Annotated in this window: 27 protein-coding genes; 12 read left to right on the forward strand and 15 right to left on the reverse strand. The window is 44.8% G+C overall.

All coding sequences use genetic code 11. The annotated features are described in order from the left end of the window. Window positions 1–62 precede the first annotated feature (62 nt). The 3 genes from thiB to thiQ are packed head-to-tail and all read left to right on the forward strand — an operon-like array spanning window position 63 to window position 3,365. Entirely contained in the window at window positions 63–1,073 is a 1,011-nt protein-coding gene (gene thiB / locus OCV29_RS01865; RefSeq protein WP_370737173.1) for a thiamine ABC transporter substrate binding subunit, read from the forward strand. Further along, entirely contained in the window at window positions 1,073–2,677 is a 1,605-nt protein-coding gene (gene thiP, locus OCV29_RS01870; RefSeq protein WP_073602946.1) for a thiamine/thiamine pyrophosphate ABC transporter permease, read from the forward strand. The genes thiB and thiP overlap by 1 nt, the downstream gene beginning before the upstream one ends. Next, window positions 2,664–3,365 (forward strand): thiamine ABC transporter ATP-binding protein, encoded by a 702-nt coding sequence (thiQ, locus tag OCV29_RS01875; RefSeq protein ID WP_073602945.1) that lies wholly within the window; start codon window positions 2,664–2,666, stop codon window positions 3,363–3,365. The genes thiP and thiQ overlap by 14 nt, the downstream gene beginning before the upstream one ends. A 126-nt stretch (window positions 3,366–3,491) precedes the next feature. Here the strand turns inward: thiQ and yjgA are convergent, their stop codons facing one another. Then, window positions 3,492–4,019 carry a ribosome biogenesis factor YjgA gene (gene yjgA / locus OCV29_RS01880; protein WP_073602944.1) on the reverse strand — a complete coding sequence of 176 codons (528 nt, stop codon included), beginning with the start codon at window positions 4,017–4,019 and terminating at the stop codon, window positions 3,492–3,494. A gap of 109 nt (window positions 4,020–4,128) precedes the next feature. Here yjgA and pmbA point away from each other — a divergent pair, with 109 nt between their 5' ends. After that, window positions 4,129–5,475, forward strand: a complete 1,347-nt coding sequence (gene pmbA / locus OCV29_RS01885) for a metalloprotease PmbA (RefSeq protein WP_073602943.1) — start codon at window positions 4,129–4,131, stop codon at window positions 5,473–5,475. A 249-nt stretch (window positions 5,476–5,724) separates the two neighbouring features. Here pmbA and mgtE read toward each other — a convergent pair whose 3' ends face one another. From mgtE to OCV29_RS01945, 12 genes are all read right to left on the reverse strand, one after another. Then, window positions 5,725–7,083: a magnesium transporter gene (gene mgtE / locus OCV29_RS01890; RefSeq protein ID WP_073602942.1), complete on the reverse strand. Its 1,359-nt coding sequence runs from the start codon at window positions 7,081–7,083 to the stop codon at window positions 5,725–5,727. Window positions 7,084–7,306: 223 nt separating this feature from the next. After that, entirely contained in the window at window positions 7,307–7,585 is a 279-nt protein-coding gene (locus tag OCV29_RS01895; protein WP_073602941.1) for an HPr family phosphocarrier protein, read from the reverse strand. 4 nt (window positions 7,586–7,589) lie between these two features. Continuing rightward, on the reverse strand, window positions 7,590–8,456 hold the full coding sequence (rapZ, locus tag OCV29_RS01900; protein ID WP_073602940.1) for an RNase adapter RapZ: 867 nt from the start codon (window positions 8,454–8,456) through the stop codon (window positions 7,590–7,592). Between the two features lie 19 nt (window positions 8,457–8,475). Further along, entirely contained in the window at window positions 8,476–8,928 is a 453-nt protein-coding gene (gene ptsN / locus OCV29_RS01905; protein ID WP_073602939.1) for a PTS IIA-like nitrogen regulatory protein PtsN, read from the reverse strand. 2 nt (window positions 8,929–8,930) lie between these two features. Then, window positions 8,931–9,218, reverse strand: a complete 288-nt coding sequence (gene hpf, locus OCV29_RS01910; protein WP_073602938.1) for a ribosome hibernation promoting factor — start codon at window positions 9,216–9,218, stop codon at window positions 8,931–8,933. Between the two features lie 29 nt (window positions 9,219–9,247). After that, window positions 9,248–10,729: an RNA polymerase factor sigma-54 gene (locus tag OCV29_RS01915; protein WP_073602937.1), complete on the reverse strand. Its 1,482-nt coding sequence runs from the start codon at window positions 10,727–10,729 to the stop codon at window positions 9,248–9,250. A gap of 57 nt (window positions 10,730–10,786) precedes the next feature. After that, on the reverse strand, window positions 10,787–11,512 hold the full coding sequence (gene lptB, locus OCV29_RS01920; RefSeq protein WP_073602936.1) for an LPS export ABC transporter ATP-binding protein: 726 nt from the start codon (window positions 11,510–11,512) through the stop codon (window positions 10,787–10,789). Window positions 11,513–11,518: 6 nt separating this feature from the next. Beyond that, complete coding sequence (gene lptA / locus OCV29_RS01925) at window positions 11,519–12,007, reverse strand: lipopolysaccharide transport periplasmic protein LptA (protein WP_073602935.1); 489 nt, start codon at window positions 12,005–12,007, stop codon at window positions 11,519–11,521. Next, window positions 11,988–12,551, reverse strand: a complete 564-nt coding sequence (lptC, locus tag OCV29_RS01930; protein WP_073602934.1) for an LPS export ABC transporter periplasmic protein LptC — start codon at window positions 12,549–12,551, stop codon at window positions 11,988–11,990. The genes lptA and lptC overlap by 20 nt, the downstream gene beginning before the upstream one ends. Further along, a complete protein-coding gene (gene kdsC, locus OCV29_RS01935) occupies window positions 12,548–13,096 on the reverse strand; it encodes a 3-deoxy-manno-octulosonate-8-phosphatase KdsC (protein ID WP_370737175.1) in 549 nt (182 codons plus the stop codon). Before kdsC ends, lptC begins: the two co-directional genes overlap by 4 nt. Window positions 13,097–13,104: 8 nt before the next feature. Beyond that, a complete protein-coding gene (locus OCV29_RS01940) occupies window positions 13,105–14,079 on the reverse strand; it encodes a KpsF/GutQ family sugar-phosphate isomerase (RefSeq protein WP_073602932.1) in 975 nt (324 codons plus the stop codon). Window positions 14,080–14,114: 35 nt separating this feature from the next. Next, entirely contained in the window at window positions 14,115–15,080 is a 966-nt protein-coding gene (locus OCV29_RS01945; RefSeq protein WP_073602931.1) for a calcium/sodium antiporter, read from the reverse strand. Between the two features lie 345 nt (window positions 15,081–15,425). On the opposite strand from OCV29_RS01945, the gene mlaF reads away from it, so the two are divergent. The 8 genes from mlaF (at window position 15,426) to OCV29_RS01985 (ending at window position 20,893) form a co-directional block, all read left to right on the forward strand. After that, complete coding sequence (mlaF, locus tag OCV29_RS01950; RefSeq protein ID WP_073602930.1) at window positions 15,426–16,229, forward strand: phospholipid ABC transporter ATP-binding protein MlaF; 804 nt, start codon at window positions 15,426–15,428, stop codon at window positions 16,227–16,229. Continuing rightward, window positions 16,219–17,010, forward strand: a complete 792-nt coding sequence (gene mlaE, locus OCV29_RS01955; RefSeq protein ID WP_073602929.1) for a lipid asymmetry maintenance ABC transporter permease subunit MlaE — start codon at window positions 16,219–16,221, stop codon at window positions 17,008–17,010. Before mlaF ends, mlaE begins: the two co-directional genes overlap by 11 nt. A 2-nt stretch (window positions 17,011–17,012) precedes the next feature. Beyond that, window positions 17,013–17,525, forward strand: a complete 513-nt coding sequence (gene mlaD, locus OCV29_RS01960) for an outer membrane lipid asymmetry maintenance protein MlaD (RefSeq protein ID WP_073602928.1) — start codon at window positions 17,013–17,015, stop codon at window positions 17,523–17,525. A 5-nt stretch (window positions 17,526–17,530) separates the two neighbouring features. After that, a complete protein-coding gene (locus tag OCV29_RS01965) occupies window positions 17,531–18,175 on the forward strand; it encodes an ABC transporter substrate-binding protein (RefSeq protein ID WP_073602927.1) in 645 nt (214 codons plus the stop codon). Then, window positions 18,175–18,483, forward strand: a complete 309-nt coding sequence (locus OCV29_RS01970; protein ID WP_073602994.1) for an STAS domain-containing protein — start codon at window positions 18,175–18,177, stop codon at window positions 18,481–18,483. The genes OCV29_RS01965 and OCV29_RS01970 overlap by 1 nt, the downstream gene beginning before the upstream one ends. 13 nt (window positions 18,484–18,496) lie before the next feature. After that, entirely contained in the window at window positions 18,497–18,751 is a 255-nt protein-coding gene (ibaG, locus tag OCV29_RS01975; RefSeq protein ID WP_073602926.1) for a BolA family iron metabolism protein IbaG, read from the forward strand. Window positions 18,752–18,765: 14 nt separating this feature from the next. Then, window positions 18,766–20,025: a UDP-N-acetylglucosamine 1-carboxyvinyltransferase gene (gene murA, locus OCV29_RS01980; protein ID WP_073602925.1), complete on the forward strand. Its 1,260-nt coding sequence runs from the start codon at window positions 18,766–18,768 to the stop codon at window positions 20,023–20,025. A 115-nt stretch (window positions 20,026–20,140) separates the two neighbouring features. Further along, window positions 20,141–20,893, forward strand: a complete 753-nt coding sequence (locus OCV29_RS01985; RefSeq protein ID WP_073602924.1) for a 1-acylglycerol-3-phosphate O-acyltransferase — start codon at window positions 20,141–20,143, stop codon at window positions 20,891–20,893. 84 nt (window positions 20,894–20,977) lie between these two features. Here OCV29_RS01985 and OCV29_RS01990 read toward each other — a convergent pair whose 3' ends face one another. Together OCV29_RS01990 and pyrI are read right to left on the reverse strand one after the other, a co-directional pair. After that, window positions 20,978–21,367, reverse strand: coding sequence for a RidA family protein (locus tag OCV29_RS01990; RefSeq protein ID WP_073602923.1), 390 nt, complete (start codon window positions 21,365–21,367; stop codon window positions 20,978–20,980). A 241-nt stretch (window positions 21,368–21,608) separates the two neighbouring features. Continuing rightward, window positions 21,609–22,073 (reverse strand): aspartate carbamoyltransferase regulatory subunit, encoded by a 465-nt coding sequence (pyrI, locus tag OCV29_RS01995; RefSeq protein WP_073602922.1) that lies wholly within the window; start codon window positions 22,071–22,073, stop codon window positions 21,609–21,611. Between the last annotated feature and the right edge of the window lie 3 nt (window positions 22,074–22,076).

Below are 22,076 nucleotides of genomic sequence, written 5' to 3' on the forward strand. Positions count from 1 at the left end.
ATCATTTTTTGTTCATGTCATTTGCCTCAACCCTGTGCCGTTCAAATAATGGAGAACGAACGGTGAAATCTGTTAAAACCTTATCCCTGACTCTTGCTTTCAGCGCTGTATTGACCAGCTTGTCTGTTGAAGCGGCTGAGAAACCCGTCCTGACAATTTATACCTACGACTCTTTTGCTTCTGAATGGGGCCCCGGACCGGAGATCGAGAAATCATTTGAAACCCGGTGTGGCTGTGATTTGCAGTTTGTTTCCCTTGATGATGGTGTCTCGATTCTTAACCGTCTCAGACTGGAAGGAAATCATAGCAAAGCGGACGTTGTTTTGGGTCTGGATGATAGTCTGATGAAAGAGGCGAAACAGACCGGTTTACTGGCGCCTCATCAGGTGGATACTTCAGCCGTTCATTTACCCGATGGATGGCAGGACAAAACATTTGTGCCGTTTGATTATGGTTATTTTGCTTTTGTGTATCGTAAGGATAAATTACCTCATCCACCTGAAAGTCTGAAAGCTTTAGTTGAGCAATCTGATCAGCTGAAGATTATTTATCAGGACCCACGTACATCTACACCGGGTCAGGGATTATTGCTGTGGATGAAGTCAGTTTACGGAGATCAGGCAGCTCAGGCATGGCAGAAGTTATCTCAAAAAACCGTGACAGTGACTAAAGGCTGGTCAGAAGCCTACTCGATGTTCCTGAAAGGCGAATCCGATATGGTGCTGTCTTATACAACGTCTCCTGCTTATCACCAGATTGCTGAAAAGGATGATCGCTATGCAGCGGCGGCGTTTAAAGAAGGGCACTACATGCAGGTGGAAGTTGCAGCCCGGTTATCGGGTAGCCAGCATCCCGAACTGGCAAGACAGTTTCTCCAGTTTATGCTCAGTGAACAATTCCAGTCCGTGATTCCGACAGGGAACTGGATGTATCCGGTTACTGCAGTTTCGCTTCCGGAAGGGTTTCGGCATCTGGTTCATCCATCGAAAACGCTGCGCTTTACTCCTGAACAGGTTGCAGCGAAGCGTAAACAGTGGATTCGTGAGTGGCGTGAGGCTCTGACGTCTGACTGATGAGTTTTGTTGATACGCCCCGTGCCGGGCTTTGGGTGGTCTTTGTTGTCATGGTTTTTGTCGTCAGTGCATTAGGTGCACTGATTTTTCATGCCTCTGATTTGGCATTCAGTGAATTGTTGCAAGATAGTTATTATTTGCACATGACCTGGTTTAGCTTCTGTCAGGCCGGTCTTTCAACATTACTGAGTGTTATCCCGGCACTAGCTGTTGCTGTGGCATTAAAGCGCAGAAACTTTCCCGGTCGCCATGTCTTGCTGAAATTATTTTCCATCACTTTAGTGATGCCGGTGTTGGTCGGGGTGTTCGGGCTGTTAGCCATTTATGGTCACAGCGGGCTGGTCGCGAAGCTATACCAGTTGTGGGGCAGGGAATTTTCACTCTCCATTTATGGGTTGAATGGTATTTTACTGGCACATGTCTTTTTCAATTTACCTTATGCGAGCCGTTTATTTTTGCATGTTCTGGACATGATCCCTGTTCAGCATGATCAGCTGGCTTTACACCTGGGCATGGGACCCTGGGCCAGGTTCAGGTTGATTGAGTGGCCCCGGTTGCGTCAGCAACTTCCTCATATTGCGGGGTTGGTGTTTATGCTGTGTTTTACCAGCTTTGCCACTGTGATGGCGCTGGGAGGCGGGCCAAAAGCAACAACGATTGAATTGGGGATCTATCAGGCAATCAAGTTTGATTTTGATTTGCAGTCCGGTGCGGTACTTGCTGTCTGGCAGATTTTACTGTGTAGCACGTTATCTTATGGTGTGCAGCGAATGAGCCGGGAGATTTCTGTACGCTCCGGTGGCAGTTCTGCTGTACAACCCGTTTTCAGGGATACCTTACTTTCTCAGGTGTGGGACTGGTGCTGGATTTTGATATGTTTACTTCTGGTCTTACCCCCGTTGTTTATGGTTTGTCTGAGTGGGGTGAATGTACATCTTTCCGGGGTGCTTTTTAGTCTTAGTTTCTGGCACGCCTTCAAAGACTCGGTGTGTGTTGCATCGATAGCCGCGGGTTTATCGGTTACTGCCGGTATTTGTCTTTTGGCGACCAGCCGGGCGTGGCGGCTACAGGGAAACCGGCGCCGGGCTGATTTACTGGAAACATCCGGCATGATGATTCTGGTCACTCCCGGCATTGTGTTGAGTACCGGACTTTTTTTGTTGCTGAGAATGTTTACGGATGCATTCCATTTCGCTTTTGGCGTCGTTGTGGTCGTGAATGCAATGATGGCTTTACCTTATGTGATTAAAACGCTGCATCAGCCGATGTGGACTATTGCGCGTCAATATAGCCTTTTATGTACCAGTCTGGGAATGCAGGGGTGGCGGCGGTTTTTGATTGTTGAATGGCGGGCAATCAGGAAGCCTGTTGTTCACGCTTTTGTCATCAGCTTTTTGGTGTCGATGGGAGACCTGAGTGCCATTGCATTATTTGGCAGTCAGGATTTCAAAACGTTGCCGCTGTATTTATTCCAGTTAATGGGAAGCTATCAAATGGAAGCGGCAGCCGTTGTTGCTTTATTCTTACTGATGATGAGTGTTGGTTGTTTCTGGGGGGCTGAAAAATTGTTCAGAACAGGAGGAAAATCACTTGTTAAAACTTGATCAGGTTCGCTATCAATATCAGCACAACTGGTTTGATTTTTCACTGGAAGTGTCTCGGGGAACAATTGTCGCCATCATGGGCGCCAGTGGTGCCGGAAAATCAACTTTATTAAGTCTGACTGCCGGATTTATTACCCCTGATTCAGGTGAAATCAGTGTTGATGGCCGCTCGGTTCTCTCTGACCCGCCTTATCTGCGTCCTTTTTCTGTTTTATTTCAGGAGCACAATCTGTTCAGTCATCTGACAGTGAGAGAAAATATCGGTCTTGGACTCAATCCTGGTCTGAGGTTAAGCCGTGAAGATCAGCAGCAGATAAATCAGGCTGCGGCGCTCGTGGGGATAGAGTCTATGCTGGAGCGATTACCTGAACAGTTGTCTGGCGGACAAAAACAACGGATTGCTTTAGCACGCTGCTTTGTACAGGCGCGGGATTATTGGTTGCTTGATGAGCCTTTCTCTGCGTTAGACCCGGTTTTAAGAGAAGAAATGCTGACGCTGGTTAAGCGGTTAGCCAGAGAAAGACAGACAACAGTGTTGATGGTGACTCATCATCTGAGGGATATATTGAGTATTGCTGAGCAGTTTGTCTATGTGCATGAAAATAAGGTTTATGCGACAGGCAGGACGGCAGATCTATCTGTCAGTCATCCTGATCCGGTTTTACGTGATTTTGTCAAAGCCGGCTAAATACCTGTTCCTCACTTCAGGTCGCTCAGGTTGATATCGAACACAGAGAGGCATAGTCTCTGTATGATATAAAAAGACACCATGGCTATGCCATGGTGTCACAGAAAATCGAGGTGTCACAGAAAATCAGAAATTTTCGTCTTCAAAGGTTTTCAACATCTGAAATATTTCTCTGGATGCTTTCGGTGGCTTTTGCAACTGTTGCTCTTTTTTGGCTTGTCTTGCCAGCTGTCGTAATCGTTGCCGATCAGCCTGAGGATATTTGTCCATCGCTTCATCAATCGCTGTATCCCCTTCATGAATGATTTTGTCGCGTAAGTTTTCCAGCCGGTGAAGGACCGCTGTGGCCTGAGAATGTTTGTTGTTGTAGCGATCCAGAGCAGCCTGCAGGGGTTCCGGATCAATTTGACGCATCAGGCGACCGATGTACTGGAGTTGACGTCTTTTGGCTTCATTTTTAAAACGTTGCGCATCTGTGATAGCGTCCGCCAGCTCCTGTGAAAGCGGGAATTTTTCCAGAATTGCCGGTTTTAAAGCGACCAGTGCTTCTCCGAGTTTTTGCAGCTCAGTCATGTCATTTTTCATTTCGGTTTTACTGACCCAAATGATCTCTTCTTCCTCTTCCCAGGGGGCTTTTTGATTCTTGCGTGCCATCATTTCTTTCTTCGTAACTTATCAATACTGTTTATTTTAACAAGAATCGTGGGGGGAAGGACAAATTCTTGTTATGCTATTAAAACAGGTGAATCAAAAGAAATGAGTTATGGATATTAAACAGCAGGTTACACAACAGCGGACGGAGCTAGAGTCGGCTGTTGCAAAGGCACTTGAACTGGCATCCGGGACCGCTGATGCTGCAGAAGTTGCAATTACTAAAACTACCGGGTTAAGTGTATCAACCCGTTTGTGTGAAATTGAAAATGTTGAATTCAACAGTGATGGCGCTTTAGGGATTACAGTTTACCGTGGGCAAAGAAAAGGAAGTGCATCAACATCTGATTTAAGTGAGCATGCTATCCGTCAAACTGTCCTCGCTGCTTTGGATATTGCGCAATATACATCAGAAGACCCTTGTGCCGGTCCCGCGCCCAAAGAACTCATGGTGAAAGAAATCCCTGAGCTGGATTTATTCCACCCCGATGAACCTAACCCGGATGATGCGGCGGCTATTGCGATTGTTGCTGAAAAAACTGCGCTGGATTTTAGTCCGAAAATTAAACAAAGTGATGGTGCCAGTTATGACAGTCACTATGGTGTAAAAGTCTATGGCAACAGCCATGGTTTACTGGCGAGTTATGCTTCCAGCCGCCACAGTGTCAGTTGCTGTGTCATTGGTGAAGATGATCAAGGCAAAATGGAGCGGGATTATAGCTACAGTGTTGCCCGGCACCGGGATGATTTATGGAAACCTGAAATTGTCGGACGACTGGCTGCGGAAAGAACGGTGAGTCGCCTGGATGCCCGGAAGCTGAAAACCGGAAAGTATCCGGTGATGTTTGCGCCTGAAGTCGCTACCGGGTTAATCGGCCATTTTGTTTCAGCGATCAGTGGCGGTAATCTCTACCGGAAGTCATCATTTTTGCTGGACCAGCTGGGCCAGCAAATCTTCCCCGATTGGTTTTGTATTGCTGAAAAACCGCACGTGTTACGGGGACTGGCATCCACACCATTTGATAGTGAAGGACTGGCAACCAAAGATCTTGATATTGTCACTGATGGTGTGTTGGCTACGTACCTGCTGACCAGTTACTCTGCCAGAAAGCTGAATATGACACCAACCGGTCATGCCGGTGGGATCCATAACTGGTTTGTTCATTCTTCCGGCAATCAGGACTTTACTCAAATGTTGAAAGCGCTGGATACCGGATTTCTGGTGACAGAAGTGATGGGACAAGGTGTCAATATCGTCACCGGAGATTATTCGCGTGGTGCGGCCGGTTTCTGGGTTGAAAATGGTGAAATTCAATATCCGGTTTCAGAAATTACTGTTGCCGGTAACCTGAAAGATATGTTCAGTCAGATTGTTGCCATAGGCAATGATGTAGAAACCCGCTCTCAAATTCAGACCGGCTCTGTTTTGATTGAATCAATGAAAGTTGCTGGCGAGTAATACCAATCTGGAAAATAAACTGATCATCTGGATGTGTCTGGTGGAGCAAACATACAAGGGCATGGATGCCCTTGTTGAAGCGCCCATGGATGGCTTGAGCGGTTTGCGGAACCAGATATATCCAGATCAGAAAATTACTTAGAATGGTATAAGCATTTCTCTGCATCGTTATTATCAAGAAAAACCCCGGAGTTTTCCGGGGTGTTGCATAAAGTTTATTCATGCCTGATGGCGTTTATTTTTTCGGGGTCAGGAAATCAGAATCGTTGCCAGACCAAGAAAAACAAACAGACCGACCACATCCGTCACCGTTGTTAAAGCCATTCCTCCGGCCAGTGCGGGATCGATTTTCATCTTTTTCAGTATCAGCGGAATTGTCACACCAGCGATGCCTGCGACAGTGAGGTTGGTCAGCATTGCAGCAGAAATAATGCCACCCAGCAGCCAGTTGCCTTTCCAGAGCACAACAATACCACCGATCAGTAATGCCCATAAGCAGCCATTCAAAATACCAACTGCCGCTTCTTTTAAAAGCAACTCCCGTTTATTACTGTCCCCGACGTGACCGAGAGCTAATCCCCGGATAACCAGTGCGATAGTCTGATTACCGGCAACCCCTCCCATAGAAGGCACAATGGTCATTAAGACGGCAATTGCAGCCATTTGCTCCAGTGTTGCTTCAAACATATTAGAAACCGAAGCCGCAGCCAGTGCTGCCAGTACGTTTGCACCGAGCCAAATACTTCTCTTACGGGCTGATTTCATGACTGGAGCAAATGTATCTTCTTCATCGTCCATCCCGGCAAGACTCATCATCGAGTGCTCTGCATCTTCCCGGATCACATCAACCACATCATCGATTGTTATCCGGCCAACCAGAAATTGTTCTTCATTAACGACCGGGGCCGAAACCCATTTCCGCCGTTCGAAGAGACTGGCAACATCGGTATCTTTCATATCGACCTGAATCGCTTCATCAGCATCATCCATAATGTCGCAGATACGCACATCAGGTTGTGATGTCAGCAGATGGGTGAGTGACAAGTGGCCGATCAGGCGGCTCTCTTCATCAATCACATACAAAGCATCTGTTGTTTGTGGCAGTTCACCTTTAATTCTTAAATAGCGGAGAACAACATCCACATCAACATCTCCCCGAATGGTGATGAAGTCTGTATTCATCAGTCCGCCAGCGGTATCTTCAGGATAGGAGAGTGCCGTTTCAACCCGCAGCCGGTCAATAGCATCCATCTGCGCCAATACACTTTGCGAGATATCTTCCGGGAGACTACGTAAAACGTAGGCAAGGTCATCGGTGTCCATACCTTCTGTGGCTTCAGCAAGACGCTCGAGTGGCATTTTGGATACCAGTGCATCTTTCACATCTTCACTGAGCTCATCCAGAATGTCGCCATAATCTTCCGGATCGGTCAGTTGCCACAAAACATCACGGCTTTTGCGGGGAGAGGCTTCTAAAAGGTGGGCAATGTCTTCAGGCTCCATGTCCTGAAGTTGTCTGCGTACATGGACAAACCGACCATTTTCTAAGGCTTCTGTCACTTCCTGGAGGGTTTGGTGAGCCTGGTCAAATTCAATATGCTCTGCCATGATTACCTCCTGCTTATCACATTTTATTATTAGACCATAGTAACTTAATTCTAATTCTTATTTAATAAGAAGTTATTTCACCGGACATTATTTTTCCGGAAAAAACTGAGGTTAACACTGAATTGTGTCGTTTCATGTCAATATGGGGTTGAAGCAGGATACGCTTACAGTGATTTATTTCAAGTATAGCGATAATCAGGGCGCTTTTGAGTGCATTGGGTTTTCAGTCGTCTTCTTCGAATTTATCTTCAATCAGGTGGCATACGGCATCAAGGGCATCACCTGACTCTGATCCATCAGCGCAGATAGTGACATATTGTCCCTGAGCGGATTCAAGCATTAATAATCCCATGACACCATCAGCGGTTGCCTCTTTGCCATCCTGATTACGGATTGTCAGGGTTGCATCATAAGATTGTGCCAGCTCGACTAATTTTATCGCAGCCCGGGCATGGAGCCCTAAACGATTTTGGATGAGCACTTTTTTACAAAGTTGTGTCATTTTGCTATTTGATTTCCATTTCTAATGATTTATGACGGATTTGGACCTGATGACCTAACTGAGAGAAATACTCACCAATTTGTTGTGTCAGATAGACAGAACGATGTTTGCCTCCGGTACAACCAATAGAAACGGTGAGATAACTCCGGTTGTTTTTCTCCATTAAAGGAAGCCAGTATTCGACAAACAACTGAAGCTGATGTTTCATTTCCATGACTTCAGGGTGATGCTCCAGAAAAGCTTTAACCGGGGCATCTAAACCAGTCTGAGGCCTGAGTTCGGGTTGCCAGTGTGGATTGGGAAGAAAGCGGACATCAAAAACAAAATCGGTATCTTTTGGCAACCCATATTTAAACCCGAAAGACTGAAAAACCATGACCAGTGATTTCCTTTCCCGTCCTTCGACGCGCATCCGGATTGTTTCGCTTAAGGCATGAATCGATTTATTCGTACTATCGATCGTCAGGTCTGCATGCTCTTTCAGCGGGACCAGAATGTCTTTTTCAAGGTCAATGGCCTGAGCCAGAGTCAGCTGATGCTTTTGCAGTGATAAAGGGTGAATTCTGCGGGTTTCACTATACCTTTTAAGCAGCGTTTCCTGAGTTGCATCCAGAAATAAAATGCTGACATCATCAGCTAAAGAGCTTTTGACTGATTGAATGGTTGTGAGCAGAAGTGTTGGATCCTGAGGCAGATTCCGGATATCGAGGCTGACGGCAATGTTCTGCTTTCCCTGATGAACCGACTGAAGAAAGGCATCCAGCAGATCGACCGGAAGATTATCTACACAATAGTAGCCAAGGTCTTCAAGTACCCGTAAAGCAACACTCTTTCCTGCGCCGGACTGGCCGCTGACAATAATTAAACGCATGCGCTTACTCCGATATCTGTCAGGATTCCCGGACCATTATATCGTAAAGCTCCTGGTTATTTTGTGCTTTACGTAATTGCCTGAGTGTTTGTTTGTCATTTAATCGCTCAGCCATGTTGGCCAGTGTTTTTAAATGTTCTTTGCATTGCTCTTCAGGAACCAATAATGCAAATAAAAGATCAACAGGACGGTTATCTATGGCATCAAAATCAATAGGGTCTTTACACTGAACGAATACAGCGACGGCACTTTCATAGCCGGCCCCCATTCTTGCGTGTGGAATGGCGATTCCATTGCCGATACCGGTGCTTCCCATTTTCTCCCGGCAAAGCATACTTTCAAAAAGTTCAGTTGCGTTTAATCCGGCATGTTCCGCTGCAATTTCACTAATAATTTCCAGCGCACGTTTTTTACTTGAACACTGGACTGCACTTTTCGTGCAGTCCAATGAAAGTACTTCTCGAAGTTGCATGATTAATGACTACTTAATTTTTCTTTGTGTTTGTTTAGCTGTCGAACCAGTTTATCTATCAGGCCGTCGATTGCAGCATACATGTTCTCATTTTCAGATGTTGCATGAATCTCACCCTGGTTGATATGGAGTGTCGCTTCAGCAATCTGTTGTACCTTTTCAACCCGCAAAATAACCTGGACGTTATTGATATGGTCGAAAAATCGCTCGAGTTTATCAAATTTTGAGTGAACGTAGTCTTGCATTGAATCGGTCAGATCAATGTTATGGCCATTAATGTTTATTTGCATAGACTTTCCTTCTCAGTTGGGCCTGATAGTTATAGCAGGCGTTTACGCTGACTTGATGGAGCGATCCCCAAAGATTCACGGTATTTTGCAATGGTGCGTCTGGCTACCTGAATCCCCTGGTCAGCTAAAAGTGCCGCAATTTTGCTATCACTCAGTGGCTTAGATGGATTTTCTGCAGCCACAAGCTTTTTGATAAGCGCTCTGATTGCGGTTGATGAACACTCTCCACCATTATCGGTACTGACGTGACTGGAGAAAAAGTACTTCAGCTCGAAAATACCCCGTGGTGTATGCATATACTTCTGTGTTGTAACCCGTGAAATTGTTGATTCATGCATATCAACAGCAAGTGCAACATCATTAAGTACCATTGGTTTCATCGCTTCTTCCCCGTACTCGAAGAAGTCACGCTGATGCTCAACAATACACTTTGCAACTTTGAGTAATGTTTCATTTCGGCTCTCAAGACTTTTAATGAGCCATTTAGCTTCCTGAAGGTTTGTTCTGATGTAATTGCCATCCGCGCTATTTCCCCGGCCAAGTTCCGCATATTGCTGATTGATCTTGAGCCTTGGAATACTGTCCGGATTGATGGTGACAACCCACTTTCCCCTGTCTTTGTATACCGAAACATCAGGGACAACGTACTCAGCATGCTCTTTGTTAATCTCATTTCCAGGACGCGGAGTGAGTTGCTGAATGAGTTGCAGGACTTCACGAAGCTCGTTTTCTTTAAGCTTAGTCTCTTTCTGGATAAGTTTGTAATCCCGGTTACCTAATTGGTCAATGTGGTCTGTAAGTACTAACTTAGCTTCGGTTAACCATGGCGTATCTTCAGGAAAGGTGGTGAGTTGCAGTAAAAGACAATCTTGTAAATTAAGCGATGCGACACCCAGCGGGTCAAATTGCTGGATACGTTTTCTGACAGCTTCTATTTCATCCAGCTCAACTTCATATTCATCATTTTTAATACTTTCAAGAAGTTCTTCAGGGGATAGCGTCAGATACCCATAGTCATCAATTGCATCAATGATTGCCAGCGCAATTGCATGATCAATATCGCTGAAAGGTGTGAGATCTAATTGCCAAATCAGATAATCCTGCAGCGTTTGGGTTGTTTCTCCCTGATAAACAGGCATATCATCATCGATAGAAATCCCCGTACTGCCAGTATTTGCGCTGTAAATATCATCCCAGGTTGTGTCAATTTCCAGCTCTGAACTGATTTCTGACTTTTCAATCAGTTCGGAGCTATCCTGAACCTGCACCTCTGTTTCAGAGACATCAGCTGTTGCTTCTTTTTCTTCTTTCTTGTTGTCAGTTGATGCATTTTCGTTTGTTGCTGCGTCATCAAACGTTTCTTCTACATCCAGAAGCGGATTTGAATCTAAGGCCTCCTGAATCTCCTGTTGAAGATCCAATGTCGATAGCTGCAACAAACGAATCGCTTGTTGTAGCTGAGGCGTCATTGCTAACTGTTGACCTAACTTGAGTTGTAATGAAGGTTTCATCCGGTATTAATAACCTTATTCTGTTGCCTTATTTATATTTATATCTTTATCTACTAATCATAGACGGAATTGCTCACCGAGATAAACCTGTTTCACCTGAGCATTATTCAGCACCTGCTTGGGGGTACCTTCGGCAATGAGTTTTCCCTGACTAACGATATAGGCTTTTTCACAAACATCCAAGGTTTCTCTGACGTTGTGGTCAGTGATCAATACACCTAATCCACGATCTCTGAGGTGTTCAATGATTTTTTTTATATCAATCACAGAGATAGGATCAACGCCGGCAAAAGGTTCATCCAATAAAATGAACTTCGGATTTGCAGCCAGGGCGCGGGCAATTTCAACCCGCCTTCTTTCCCCGCCGGAAAGAGCCATACCAGCACTGTGGCGGATATGTCCTATATGAAATTCTTCCAGCAAATCTTCCAGTTTGTCCTGACGCTCTTCTCTGGATAACGATTCTCTGGTTTGCAAAACAGCCATAATGTTGTTTTCAACCGAGAGTTTTCTGAAAATGGAGGCCTCTTGTGGAAGATAACCGATCCCCATCCGGGAACGCTGGTGCATCGGGAGAATACTGATATCTTTCCCGTTAATTGTGATTGAACCTTCGTCACGGGCGACTAAGCCAACAATCATATAGAATGAGGTTGTTTTTCCGGCGCCATTGGGACCCAGAAGACCGACAATCTGGCCTGATTCAACCTGCAGACTCACATCCGACACCACTTTCCGTTTTTTGTAGCTCTTGGCTAGGTGTGTTGCTTTTAGTATGGCCATAGTCAATTATTTACTTACAGCTTGTGGTTGGAGAACTGTGGATACCCGGCTGCTGGAGTTTCCGTCAGCAATGAGTTTTTGCGCTGAAATTTTATAGCGGATAGTTGTACTGCGAATCACACTGTCATCTTGCGAAAGCATGGCTTTTTCGGACATGGTCAATTGATCATTTCTCATTTGATAAGTCAGTGTTTTCGCTTCACCATAAAGTGTTTTCCCTTCATCGGTCAGCTGCGAAAATGTTGCCAGATTACCAAAACCCCGAATTTCTTTTATATTGCCATCTTCACGCGTTACAACCAGTTTGTCTGCATGAATACTGATACTGCCTTGTTTCAGTGTCACATTTCCGATGAACGTCACCTGATTATTTTTTAAATCAAGTTGTTGACTGTCTGAGTCAATATAAACTGGTTGCTCTGTATCGTTCGATAGAGCAAAAGCACAGCTTGACGCGAACAGGCATGTGATCAGGCTAAGGTGCGATATTTTCATATTTACCCTGTACATGGTTGTAAAGAAGAGCAGAATGATTGGAAAAGTTCCCTTTCATTGCCTGCCCTGTTATTTCAAACTGATCCCCGTTTAGCCGGACGGGGGTTTCCGTCCAGAAGTCACGATTTCCTAATTGTATACTTAAGCGGGCCGTTGACATTTCATCGAAGCTTGAATCTTCGAGTAAATTTTTAGCCAGCACTCTGTCATAAAGTGTCAGCACTTTATTTTTGGTTAAAATTCCTCTTTGCGCTGTAATTTCCCACTCCAGCTGATCACCGTCTCTGTAGACGCGCAATGTCGGAGATTCAAAAATGGTATTACCGCTTCGGGAGTAATAATCCAGATGGACTGCTGTAATAATATGATTTCTTACCCCTTGCGCATCATATGAGATATTTGAAATCCGGTCACCACTAAACATGGGTAACTCCAGGTTAGGCGTGACCTGGATATCGGCAGCATCGTAGTTATCCAGCAGGTAATATGCAGACCAACATATCACAAAAAATAACAGGATATACATGACACGAGACAAACTCATATACTCAGGCCTTTATGTGTATCCAGCTCTCCGCGAGCTTCTAAGATTAAATCACAAACTTCCCTTACTGCACCATATCCACCATTGATAGTTGTGACATAATTAGCCCGGCGGGCTAATAGCGGATGCCCATCCGCGACACAAACTTTGAGACCGACCTGCTGCATGACCGGCCAGTCAATCAGGTCGTCACCAATATATCCGGTGTGCTGTGGAGACACTTTTAACCGGCGGCAGATATCCTGATAGGCTTTCACCTTGTCATCCTGGCCCTGATAAACCAAAGAGATGCCCAAAGCTTTCATCCGGTTTTCGACTATCTGCGATTGTCTTCCGGTAATAATGGCAATGTGAACGCCCGCGTTCATGAGCGACTTCAGGCCATATCCATCCCGGGTATGGAATGTTTTCAGCTCTTCACCATGATTTCCCATATATATTCGGCCATCAGAGAGAACGCCATCTACATCACAGATCAACAGTTTTATTTCAGAAGCAATGTCCCAAATTTCTGATTGAACAGGGCCATATAACGTCTCAATCATATCGCTCACTACATGACTCCTGCTTTCAAAAGATCATGCATATTGAGGGCTCCGACCAAACGATTATCCTGTACCAGCATCAATCCATTGATTCTTTTTTCCTGCATCAGATTTAATCCTTCGACAGCCAGCATATTGGGTGTTGCCGTGACAGGATGACTTACCATCACGTCCATGATGGTTGCATCATGAATATCAATACGTTTATCCAGAATTCTCCGGAGATCACCATCTGTAAAAATTCCGAGCAATGATTCATTTTGGTCGATAACAGCAGTCATTCCCAAGCCTTTCTGACTGATTTCCAGAAGTGCATCCTTAATTAAAGCATCCGGACCGACTTTTGGCAGTTCATCGCCGGTATGCATAATATCTTCAAGTTTAAGTAATAATTTACGTCCCAGTGCACCGCCCGGGTGCGATAAAGCAAAATCTTCTTTTGTGAATCCCCGGGCCTGAAGCAGCGTGATCGCCAATGCATCACCCATGACCAGTGTTGCCGTGGCACTTGAAGTTGGCGCTAACCCTAACGGACAGGCTTCTTCCGGCACAGACACCCTGAGATGGCAGTCAGATAGTTTGGCCATATTGGACAAAGGGTTTCCGGTACAGGAAATGATTTTAATTGAGCGTCGTTTGAGTACGGGGTAGAGAGAGAGTATTTCTGATGATTCTCCGGAATATGAGATTGCGATAACAGTATCGCCTTCGGATATCATCCCTAAATCACCATGAGCGGCTTCGCCGGGGTGGACGAAAAATGCCGGCGTGCCGGTACTTGCCAGTGTTGCTGCGATTTTCTTACCAATATGTCCTGATTTCCCCATTCCCATCACAATGACTTTGCCTGCTGTATTGTGGAGTACCATTTCACAAGCCTGACAGAAATGATCATCAAAAAAATTCTCAAGTTGTTGCAAACCTTCAATTTCTATTTTCAGTACTTGTTTGGCATAGCTTTTATAATCAAAACACTGTGACATTTTTAACCCCGTTGATCACAATTTTACTTCTAAATTCAGGCGGACATATTCATAAACAGATAAGTTTGATAGGCGACAAAAATCAGGAATAATACCAATCCTTCAATCCGGTTAATGCTTTTGGATTTACCCAGAGACATCACGACTAACAAGAGCGACACAATCAGCATGACCCAAAAATCACGACCCATTGCATGTTCACTCAGGACGGACGGGTTGATAATGCCGGGAATACCCATCACCGCCAGAATATTAAAAACATTTGAGCCAATAATATTTCCGACTGCCATGTCATCTTCACCTTTAAGAACACCCGCCAGTGAAGCAGCCAGTTCAGGTAAGCTGGTTCCGATCGCAATGATTGTCAATCCAATGACCAAATCACTCATCCCAAAATATTTGGCAATATAAACTGCATTTTCAACCAACATGTCTGCCGAGACCGGCAACAGGATCAATCCGATAATCAGCCAGATAACGGCTTTCTTTGTTTCGACCCCTTCCGGTACTTCAGACTCTTGATCTGATATCAGCGCGTCTCCCTTTTTTTTCTCTTTCCTGCTGATATGCAGCATGGTGATAATAAAAAGAAAGAATAAAACGAACAGAATAACCCCTTCACCGAATCCTAAATGTCCATCCCATAAAATCCATCCGGCTACCAGTGTGACTCCAATCATGAGCGGAAGTTCTCTTCTGAGCAAACCGGAACTGATAGAAAGCGGTTTAATCAGGGCAGTTAATCCTAAAATCAGAGCAATATTTGCAATATTTGAACCTAACACATTGCCGACAGCTGTATCCGTTTTATCTGCAATAGCCGCAGTTGCAGATACCATCATTTCTGGTGCAGAAGACCCCATTGCCAGGATAGTCATTCCGATAACCAGCGGAGAGATGCCAATATTCCGGGCCAGCGCAGCAGCACCAAAAACAAGCCTGTCAGCACTCCAGACTAATAAAATAAGCCCGACAATTAATAAACCAACGGCGGTAAGCATGAAGTTCCTCGTGCAGATTCATAAAATATTTAACCGCTTATTGTGACCTCTTGATGGTAAAAAGGAAAGTGTATTCTGAAGCGCAGTGTTGTTTTATTTATCAGTTTTTTATCTGATTCATTCAATACAGATGTATAGTATGATGACACGGGGATTCTGAATTCAAGGTTGATGCAAGATATGCTTTCTGTATCATTCGTGTGAAGATGTTTACGGGGAGCTCGCGATATCAGATATTTGTAAAGAAAAGTAACCTAATTGAACGTCGCTTTTAATTTTCTGATATTCTGCTTATGATTGCTTCCTTTTTTATTATTCAACAATATAGCAAGAGCTATGACGCCTATGTCTGAATCAGATTTAGTAACGATTAACCACCTGACCTTTTCCCGCAACGGCAGAAAAATTTTTGATGATGTGTCTTTGCGGGTTCCGAAAGGAAAGGTGACGGCAATTATGGGGCCTTCCGGTATCGGGAAAACCACATTGCTCCGGTTGATTGGCGGTCAGTTACAACCTGAATCCGGAGAAATCTGGTTTGATGGTGTGAATATTCCGGCTTTGAATCGCAAAAGCCTCTATCAGGCCAGAAAACGGATGAGTATGTTATTTCAGTCCGGCGCTTTGTTCACAGATTTAAATGTTTTTGACAATGTCGCTTTTCCTTTGAGAGAGCATACGCAGTTGAATGAAACGTTTATCCGTTCTCTGGTGCTGCTGAAACTGGAAGCAGTCGGCTTGAGAGGTGCAGCCGAACTGATGCCCAGTGAGTTATCCGGCGGAATGGCCCGGCGGGCTGCACTGGCCAGATCCATTGCGCTGGATCCTGAACTGATTATGTATGATGAGCCGTTTGTGGGTCAGGATCCGATGACGATGGGTGTGTTGGTGGAATTGATTAGCCGCCTGAATCAGGCGCTGGGATTAACATCGGTGGTTGTATCGCATGATGTACCTGAAGTGATGAGTATTGCTGACTGGGTTTACCTTTTGGCTGATGGCAAAGTGATTGCTGAAGGAACCACTGAAGCGCTGAGACAGAATTCAGATCCGAGAGTACAACAATTTTTGCAGGGAAATGCAGATGGGCCTGTGCCTTTCCGTTATCCGGCTCTGTCTCTTGAAGAGGATTTATTTCATGCTGGCTAATTTTTTTCAATATATTTCCCGGATTGGTCAGCGGACTTTAAATTCATGCGAAGTCTTTGGCCGGGCTTCTCTGGTTCTCGTCGGTGCTTTAGTCAGCCGTCCTCAGCCGTTAAAAAACTTTCCGCTTCTGATTAAGCAGTTACACAGTATTGGTGTACTGTCTATGGCTATTATTATCGTATCCGGCTTGTTTATTGGCATGGTATTGAGTTTACAGGGATATGTTATCTTAGTTGGCTATGGTGCTGAAGGGAGTCTGGGGCAGTTAGTTGCACTTTCCTTATTAAGGGAATTAGGTCCGGTTGTCACTGCATTATTATTTGCGGGCCGCGCCGGTTCTGCTTTGACAGCTGAAATCGGTCTGATGAAGGCAACGGAGCAACTCTCCAGTTTAGAGATGATGGCTGTAGACCCGTTGAAGCGGGTCATTGCTCCCCGGTTTTGGGCGGGTGTCATTTCAATGCCGTTGTTGGCAATGATTTTTATGGCTGTCGGTATCTGGGGCGGGCAGCTTGTTGGTGTTGACTGGAAAGGTATCGATTACGGTAGTTTCTGGTCAGCAATGCAATCGTCTGTAGAACTGGGGAAGGATATTGGTAACAGCGCGATTAAGTGTATTATCTTTGCCTTTACAGTCATGTGGATTGCTTTATTTAATGGTTATGATGCTGTTCCAACGTCAGAAGGAATCAGCCGGGCGACAACGAAAACAGTTGTTAACTCGTCGCTGGCTGTACTGGGACTTGATTTCGTTTTAACTGCATTGATGTTCGGGAATTAAACATGCAACAAACACGTAAAATAGAATTTTGGGTTGGTAGTTTTGTTTTAGCCGGAATTTGCGCAATTTTGGTGATGATTTTTCAGGTTGCTGATGTAAAAGGTTTCGGCACCCAGGATACTTACCAGCTCACGGCTGAATTTGACAATGTGGGTAATTTAAAAGTGCGCTCTCCGGTGAAAGTCGGTGGTGTCGTTGTCGGGCATGTGACTCAGATTAGTCTGGATAAAGAGACACTCAGACCGTTAGTTACTTTAGCGATCGAGACACAGTATGACCAGTTTCCTGATAACTCGAGTGTCCAGATCTTAACTGCCGGATTGATTGGGGAGCAATATATCGGTTTGGTACCCGGTTTTATCTGGGGAGATGAGACAGATATGCTATCCAATGGAGACAAAATCGAAGATACAAAATCAGCATTAGTACTTGAGAATCTGATTGGTCAGTTTCTTTACCGCGTGGGTGGTAAAGGCGATGAGAAAGATACATCTGGTGAGACAGAGAAGGAGTAAGCCATATGTGGAAACGATATATTTTACCGTTGGTGATATTGTTTATTTCATCAGCAACTTTTGCCCAGAATCAAACTGCATTTGATATGACACATCCTTATCAGATGATTAAAGAGGTTTCCGGGCAAACATTTGCGCGTTTAAAAGCAGAACAAAAGCAAATTCATCAGGATCCAAATCATTTGAAAGTGATTGTTGAAAATGAGCTGATGCCTTATGTCAATACAAAATATGCGGCGCTGAAGCTTTTGGGTTCTAATCTGAAAGGGGCCAAAAAAAGTGATGTCATGACATTTATTGATGCATTCCATGGCTATTTGGTGACCAGTTATGCACAGGTTTTAACTCAGTACCGTGATCAGAAAATTCAGTTTGGCCCTGAACCTCAAATTGGAGCGAAAGATAAGATTGCCCGTGTTTATCTGGATATTGTTGATTCGCCAAACCCAAATATCAAACTAGAATTTAAACTAAGAAAATTCAAATCCGGAGACTGGCAGGCTTACGATCTAATTGCGGAAGGTATCAGTTTATTATCCAGTAAACGCTCAGAGTGGAGCGGTAAAATCCGAAGTGAAGGGATTCTGTCGGTAGCAAACGAATTGAAAGAGCTTTCCAGCCAGCCAATCAAGTTTGAGAACAAGTCATGATGGTTCATTCTCAGTGGCATCAGAAAGATTCAGCGCATATTGGTCTTCAGGGAACACTGGACCGGGATCAGGTCCCTGAACTCTGGTCATTTGCTGAAACCTGGGTGCCGGAAGAAAGTCAGATAGAGCTTTCGCTGAAAGAGGTTGGTCGTGTTGATTCTGCCGGCATGGTTTTCCTCATCCATTTAATAGAGCATGCAAAAAAACAAAACTGTCATATAATGCTACGCTTTGTACCTGAGCAACTCGTCACTTTATTTCAGCTAAGTCGGGTTGATTCGCTTTTAATAAACCATATAAAAAATTAATCAGGGGTAGATAGTGGATAGTGCAGCAATAGAACAGATATTATCTGAAGCACTCCATCTTCATGAAATTCATGTGAAGGGTGAAGGGAGTCAGTTTGAGGTCATTGCAATTGATGAGTGCTTTGAAAACATGAGCCGGGTAAAAAAACAGCAGTTCATTTATGCACCGTTAATGTCTTATATCCAAAATAACGATATTCATGCGATCTCAATTAAAGCTTATACCCCGGCTGAATGGGAGCGTGACAGAAAACTCATGTCTCTTTAAGGTTATATAGTGTGATGGATAAATTTCGAGTCACCGGATCCGATGCTCCCCTTCAGGGAGAAGTTTTGATTTCTGGTGCTAAAAATGCAGCTTTACCGATATTATTTGCTTCAATTCTGGCAGAAGAACCGATTGAAGTTGCCAACGTGCCTCACCTGCGTGATATTGATACGACGATGTCGTTATTAGAGTGTCTGGGTGCGAAAGTCGAGCGAAACGGCTCAGTGCATGTTGATCCCGGCCAGATCAATCAGTATTGCGCCCCTTATGAGCTGGTTAAAACGATGCGGGCTTCTATCTGGGCGTTGGGGCCGCTTGTTGCCCGTTTTGGTCATGGCCAGGTTTCTCTTCCTGGTGGGTGTGCGATTGGTGCCCGCCCGGTCGACTTGCATATTCATGGCCTGGAGCAATTGGGAGCTCAGATCAAGCTTGAAGACGGTTATGTGAAAGCCTCTGTTGACGGGCGTTTAAAAGGCGCACATATTGTGATGGGCAAAGTCAGTGTGGGTGCCACGATCACGGTGATGTGTGCTGCGACACTTGCCGAGGGAACGACAGTTCTTGATAATGCAGCCCGCGAGCCAGAGATCATTGATACCGCCATGTTCCTTAATACACTAGGCGCTAAAATTTCCGGTGCCGGCACAGATACAATTACGATTGAAGGTGTGAAACGTTTAGGTGGCGGATGTCATCGGGTTGTCTCAGATCGGATTGAAACCGGCACTTTTCTGGTTGCAGCTGCAGTTTCAGGCGGGAAAATAGTCTGTCGTCATACCAGCGCTCATTTGCTTGAATCAGTTTTGGCTAAACTTGAAGAAGCCGGTGCTGCTATAGAGACCGGTGATGACTGGATTTCGCTTGATATGACTGGTCGCTCCTTAAAAGGTGTTTCGGTCAGAACTGCGCCTTATCCCGGTTTTCCGACCGATATGCAGGCTCAGTTTACGTTGTTGAATATGATTGCGAAAGGAAGTGGCGTCATCACGGAAACTATTTTTGAAAACCGGTTTATGCATGTGCCTGAGCTCATGCGTATGGGCGCAAAAGCTGAGATTGAAGGAAACACAGTCATCTGTGGTGATGTTGACTCTCTGAGTGGCGCTCAGGTAATGGCCACAGATCTGAGAGCTTCGGCCAGTCTGGTCATTGCCGGTTGTATTGCCAAAGGTGAAACGATTGTTGATCGTATTTATCATATTGACCGGGGCTATGAGCGTATAGAAGATAAGTTATCAGCGCTTGGTGCGAAGATTGAACGTGTCGCCGGGTAATTGTTGATACTGAACTAATGACAGTATATCTTGAGAGCCGAAACAGAGGTTTCGGCTTTTTTTATTGTATTGAGTTTATCGGAAACAGATTCGGATAAACTTTATGGGGGAAATAATGATTGCACTGGTGCGTGTTGTTGTTGTCGCAATTCTGGCGACTTTGATGTTTGTTTTGGGGTGCGGTTATTGTTTGCTGTTCAGCCCCCGGAACCCGAAGCATGTGTATACTTTTGGGCGTCTTTTTGCCCGTATGTCCAGAATTTTTGGTATCCGGCTTGAACTCCGGGTTTCGGAAGATTTTCTGAAAAATCCTGGCCAGAATATTTATATTGCCAATCATCAAAGTAACTGGGATATGTTTACCGTGTCATCTGCAGTCACGCCAAAGGTTGTTACTGTCGGTAAAAAGAGTCTGGCATGGTTGCCTTTATTCGGACAGCTCTATTGGCTCACGGGCAATATATTGATTGATCGTGCAAACCGGACAAAAGCGAAGGGAACGATTGATCAGGTGATTGACTCACTGAAAAAAACGGATGTGTCAATCTGGATGTTTCCTGAGGGGACACGTTCCAGAGGGCGGGGAATGTTACCCTTTAAAACAGGCGCTTTCCATGCAGCAATTGGGGCTGGTGTGCCCATCGTTCCGATTGTATGTAGTTCAACTGATCATTTAGAACTGAATCGCTGGAATAACGGGCATATCATTGTAGAAATCATGGCGCCGGTCTCAACTGAGTCATACAGCAGAGAAAATGTCCGTCAATTAGCTCAACATTGCCAGAAAGTGATGAAAGATAAACTGGAATCGCTGGATTCAGAAGTGGAAAAGTTGAACCGTGGGCAAGTCAAAGGTACGACTGAATAATTGAATTGAATTGAATAAATACGGCGGATGATGAGAATCACCCGCCGTGTCATTTATATCGGGTATATCAGGATAAATTCCGGATTACTGCCGAACAGCAATCGCTTCAATTTCAATACCGACATCTTTGGGAAGTCTTGCTACTTCAACACAAGAACGTGCCGGGTAGTGAGAAACACCGTGCTCGTCGAAGAATTTTCCGTAGACTTCATTCACTGTACCAAAATCATTCAGATCTTTTACAAAGACCGTCATCTTGATGATATCTGAGACCGTTAAGCCGGATGATTCAATAATTGCTTTGACATTTTCTAATGACTGGCGAGCCTGAGCTGTAATTTCTGAAGGGATTTCACCGGTCACCGGATTAACAGGGATCTGTCCTGAAGTCATTACCATGTTGCCTAAGTCTACGCCCTGAACATAAGGACCGATTGCCGCAGGGGCTGATTCAGTATGAAGAACTTTTGTCATTTTTATCTATCCATCTTTCATTTTTACATCAAATATAACCAAACGACCTGAAGATGCATGATTCAGCATCAGCCGAAAAGTACCGTTCAAGGAAGGTCAATGCAGGCATGTGTCAACACCGGACGAATCTCACTGAACACCGCATCTTCAGGGTTTCTGGGTCTATCAGTTTGCCCTGAATGCCCGGTAAGGTAAAGGACAATCCTTGCTTTGGATGGGATTGTCCCTGATTCGGTGCGGTTTATACTCTTTCTGTCAGGATCTCTCTTGAGAAGACTTTCTCACAGTATTTGCATTTGAGTCTGACTTCACCATTTTTATTGGTGATATTGAAGCTGCTTTCAACAGGTTCATCGTGTGAAATGCAGTTCGAGTTAGGGCAACTGAAGACATTATTCACTTTTTCCGGGAGTTCCAGTGCCAGTTTTTTCACGACTTCATAATCTTCAATGCGGTTGACTGTGGCATGAGGGGCATAAAGTGAAAGTTTTCTTGCCTGAGCTTCAGTAATAAATGTGTTTTCGATTTTGAGCAGATCTTTTGCGCCAAGCGCAGAGGAAGGAAGATTCAGCCCAATGGTCACTTTTTGCTCTGAGTGATGCATTTCAAATAACTTCAGTACCTTGATACCCATCTGTGCCGGAATATGGTCAATCACCGTACCGTTTTTAATCGCTTCTACCTGCAATTGTGTCTCTTTTACCATGAT

Origin of the sequence: Vibrio aerogenes (assembly GCF_024346755.1) — a bacterium.
In the GTDB taxonomy this organism is placed as follows: Bacteria; Pseudomonadota; Gammaproteobacteria; order Enterobacterales; family Vibrionaceae; genus Vibrio; species Vibrio aerogenes.

Excerpts from the sequence above, each read along its gene's own strand:
- thiP (WP_073602946.1), top strand. The coding sequence starts at position 1,073 with ATGAGTTTTGTTGATACGCCCCGTGCCGGGCTTTGGGTGGTCTTTGTT.
- yjgA (WP_073602944.1), bottom strand. The coding sequence starts at position 4,019 with ATGGCACGCAAGAATCAAAAAGCCCCCTGGGAAGAGGAAGAAGAGATC.
- pmbA (WP_073602943.1), top strand. The coding sequence starts at position 4,129 with ATGGATATTAAACAGCAGGTTACACAACAGCGGACGGAGCTAGAGTCG.
- mgtE (WP_073602942.1), bottom strand. The coding sequence starts at position 7,083 with ATGGCAGAGCATATTGAATTTGACCAGGCTCACCAAACCCTCCAGGAA.
- OCV29_RS01895 (WP_073602941.1), bottom strand. The coding sequence starts at position 7,585 with ATGACACAACTTTGTAAAAAAGTGCTCATCCAAAATCGTTTAGGGCTC.
- rapZ (WP_073602940.1), bottom strand. The coding sequence starts at position 8,456 with ATGCGTTTAATTATTGTCAGCGGCCAGTCCGGCGCAGGAAAGAGTGTT.
- ptsN (WP_073602939.1), bottom strand. The coding sequence starts at position 8,928 with ATGCAACTTCGAGAAGTACTTTCATTGGACTGCACGAAAAGTGCAGTC.
- hpf (WP_073602938.1), bottom strand. The coding sequence starts at position 9,218 with ATGCAAATAAACATTAATGGCCATAACATTGATCTGACCGATTCAATG.
- OCV29_RS01915 (WP_073602937.1), bottom strand. The coding sequence starts at position 10,729 with ATGAAACCTTCATTACAACTCAAGTTAGGTCAACAGTTAGCAATGACG.
- lptB (WP_073602936.1), bottom strand. The coding sequence starts at position 11,512 with ATGGCCATACTAAAAGCAACACACCTAGCCAAGAGCTACAAAAAACGG.
- lptA (WP_073602935.1), bottom strand. The coding sequence starts at position 12,007 with ATGAAAATATCGCACCTTAGCCTGATCACATGCCTGTTCGCGTCAAGC.
- lptC (WP_073602934.1), bottom strand. The coding sequence starts at position 12,551 with ATGAGTTTGTCTCGTGTCATGTATATCCTGTTATTTTTTGTGATATGT.
- kdsC (WP_370737175.1), bottom strand. The coding sequence starts at position 13,096 with ATGATTGAGACGTTATATGGCCCTGTTCAATCAGAAATTTGGGACATT.
- OCV29_RS01940 (WP_073602932.1), bottom strand. The coding sequence starts at position 14,079 with ATGTCACAGTGTTTTGATTATAAAAGCTATGCCAAACAAGTACTGAAA.
- OCV29_RS01945 (WP_073602931.1), bottom strand. The coding sequence starts at position 15,080 with ATGCTTACCGCCGTTGGTTTATTAATTGTCGGGCTTATTTTATTAGTC.
- mlaF (WP_073602930.1), top strand. The coding sequence starts at position 15,426 with ATGTCTGAATCAGATTTAGTAACGATTAACCACCTGACCTTTTCCCGC.
- mlaE (WP_073602929.1), top strand. The coding sequence starts at position 16,219 with ATGCTGGCTAATTTTTTTCAATATATTTCCCGGATTGGTCAGCGGACT.
- mlaD (WP_073602928.1), top strand. The coding sequence starts at position 17,013 with ATGCAACAAACACGTAAAATAGAATTTTGGGTTGGTAGTTTTGTTTTA.
- OCV29_RS01965 (WP_073602927.1), top strand. The coding sequence starts at position 17,531 with ATGTGGAAACGATATATTTTACCGTTGGTGATATTGTTTATTTCATCA.
- OCV29_RS01970 (WP_073602994.1), top strand. The coding sequence starts at position 18,175 with ATGGTTCATTCTCAGTGGCATCAGAAAGATTCAGCGCATATTGGTCTT.
- murA (WP_073602925.1), top strand. The coding sequence starts at position 18,766 with ATGGATAAATTTCGAGTCACCGGATCCGATGCTCCCCTTCAGGGAGAA.
- OCV29_RS01985 (WP_073602924.1), top strand. The coding sequence starts at position 20,141 with ATGATTGCACTGGTGCGTGTTGTTGTTGTCGCAATTCTGGCGACTTTG.
- OCV29_RS01990 (WP_073602923.1), bottom strand. The coding sequence starts at position 21,367 with ATGACAAAAGTTCTTCATACTGAATCAGCCCCTGCGGCAATCGGTCCT.
- pyrI (WP_073602922.1), bottom strand. The coding sequence starts at position 22,073 with ATGGTAAAAGAGACACAATTGCAGGTAGAAGCGATTAAAAACGGTACG.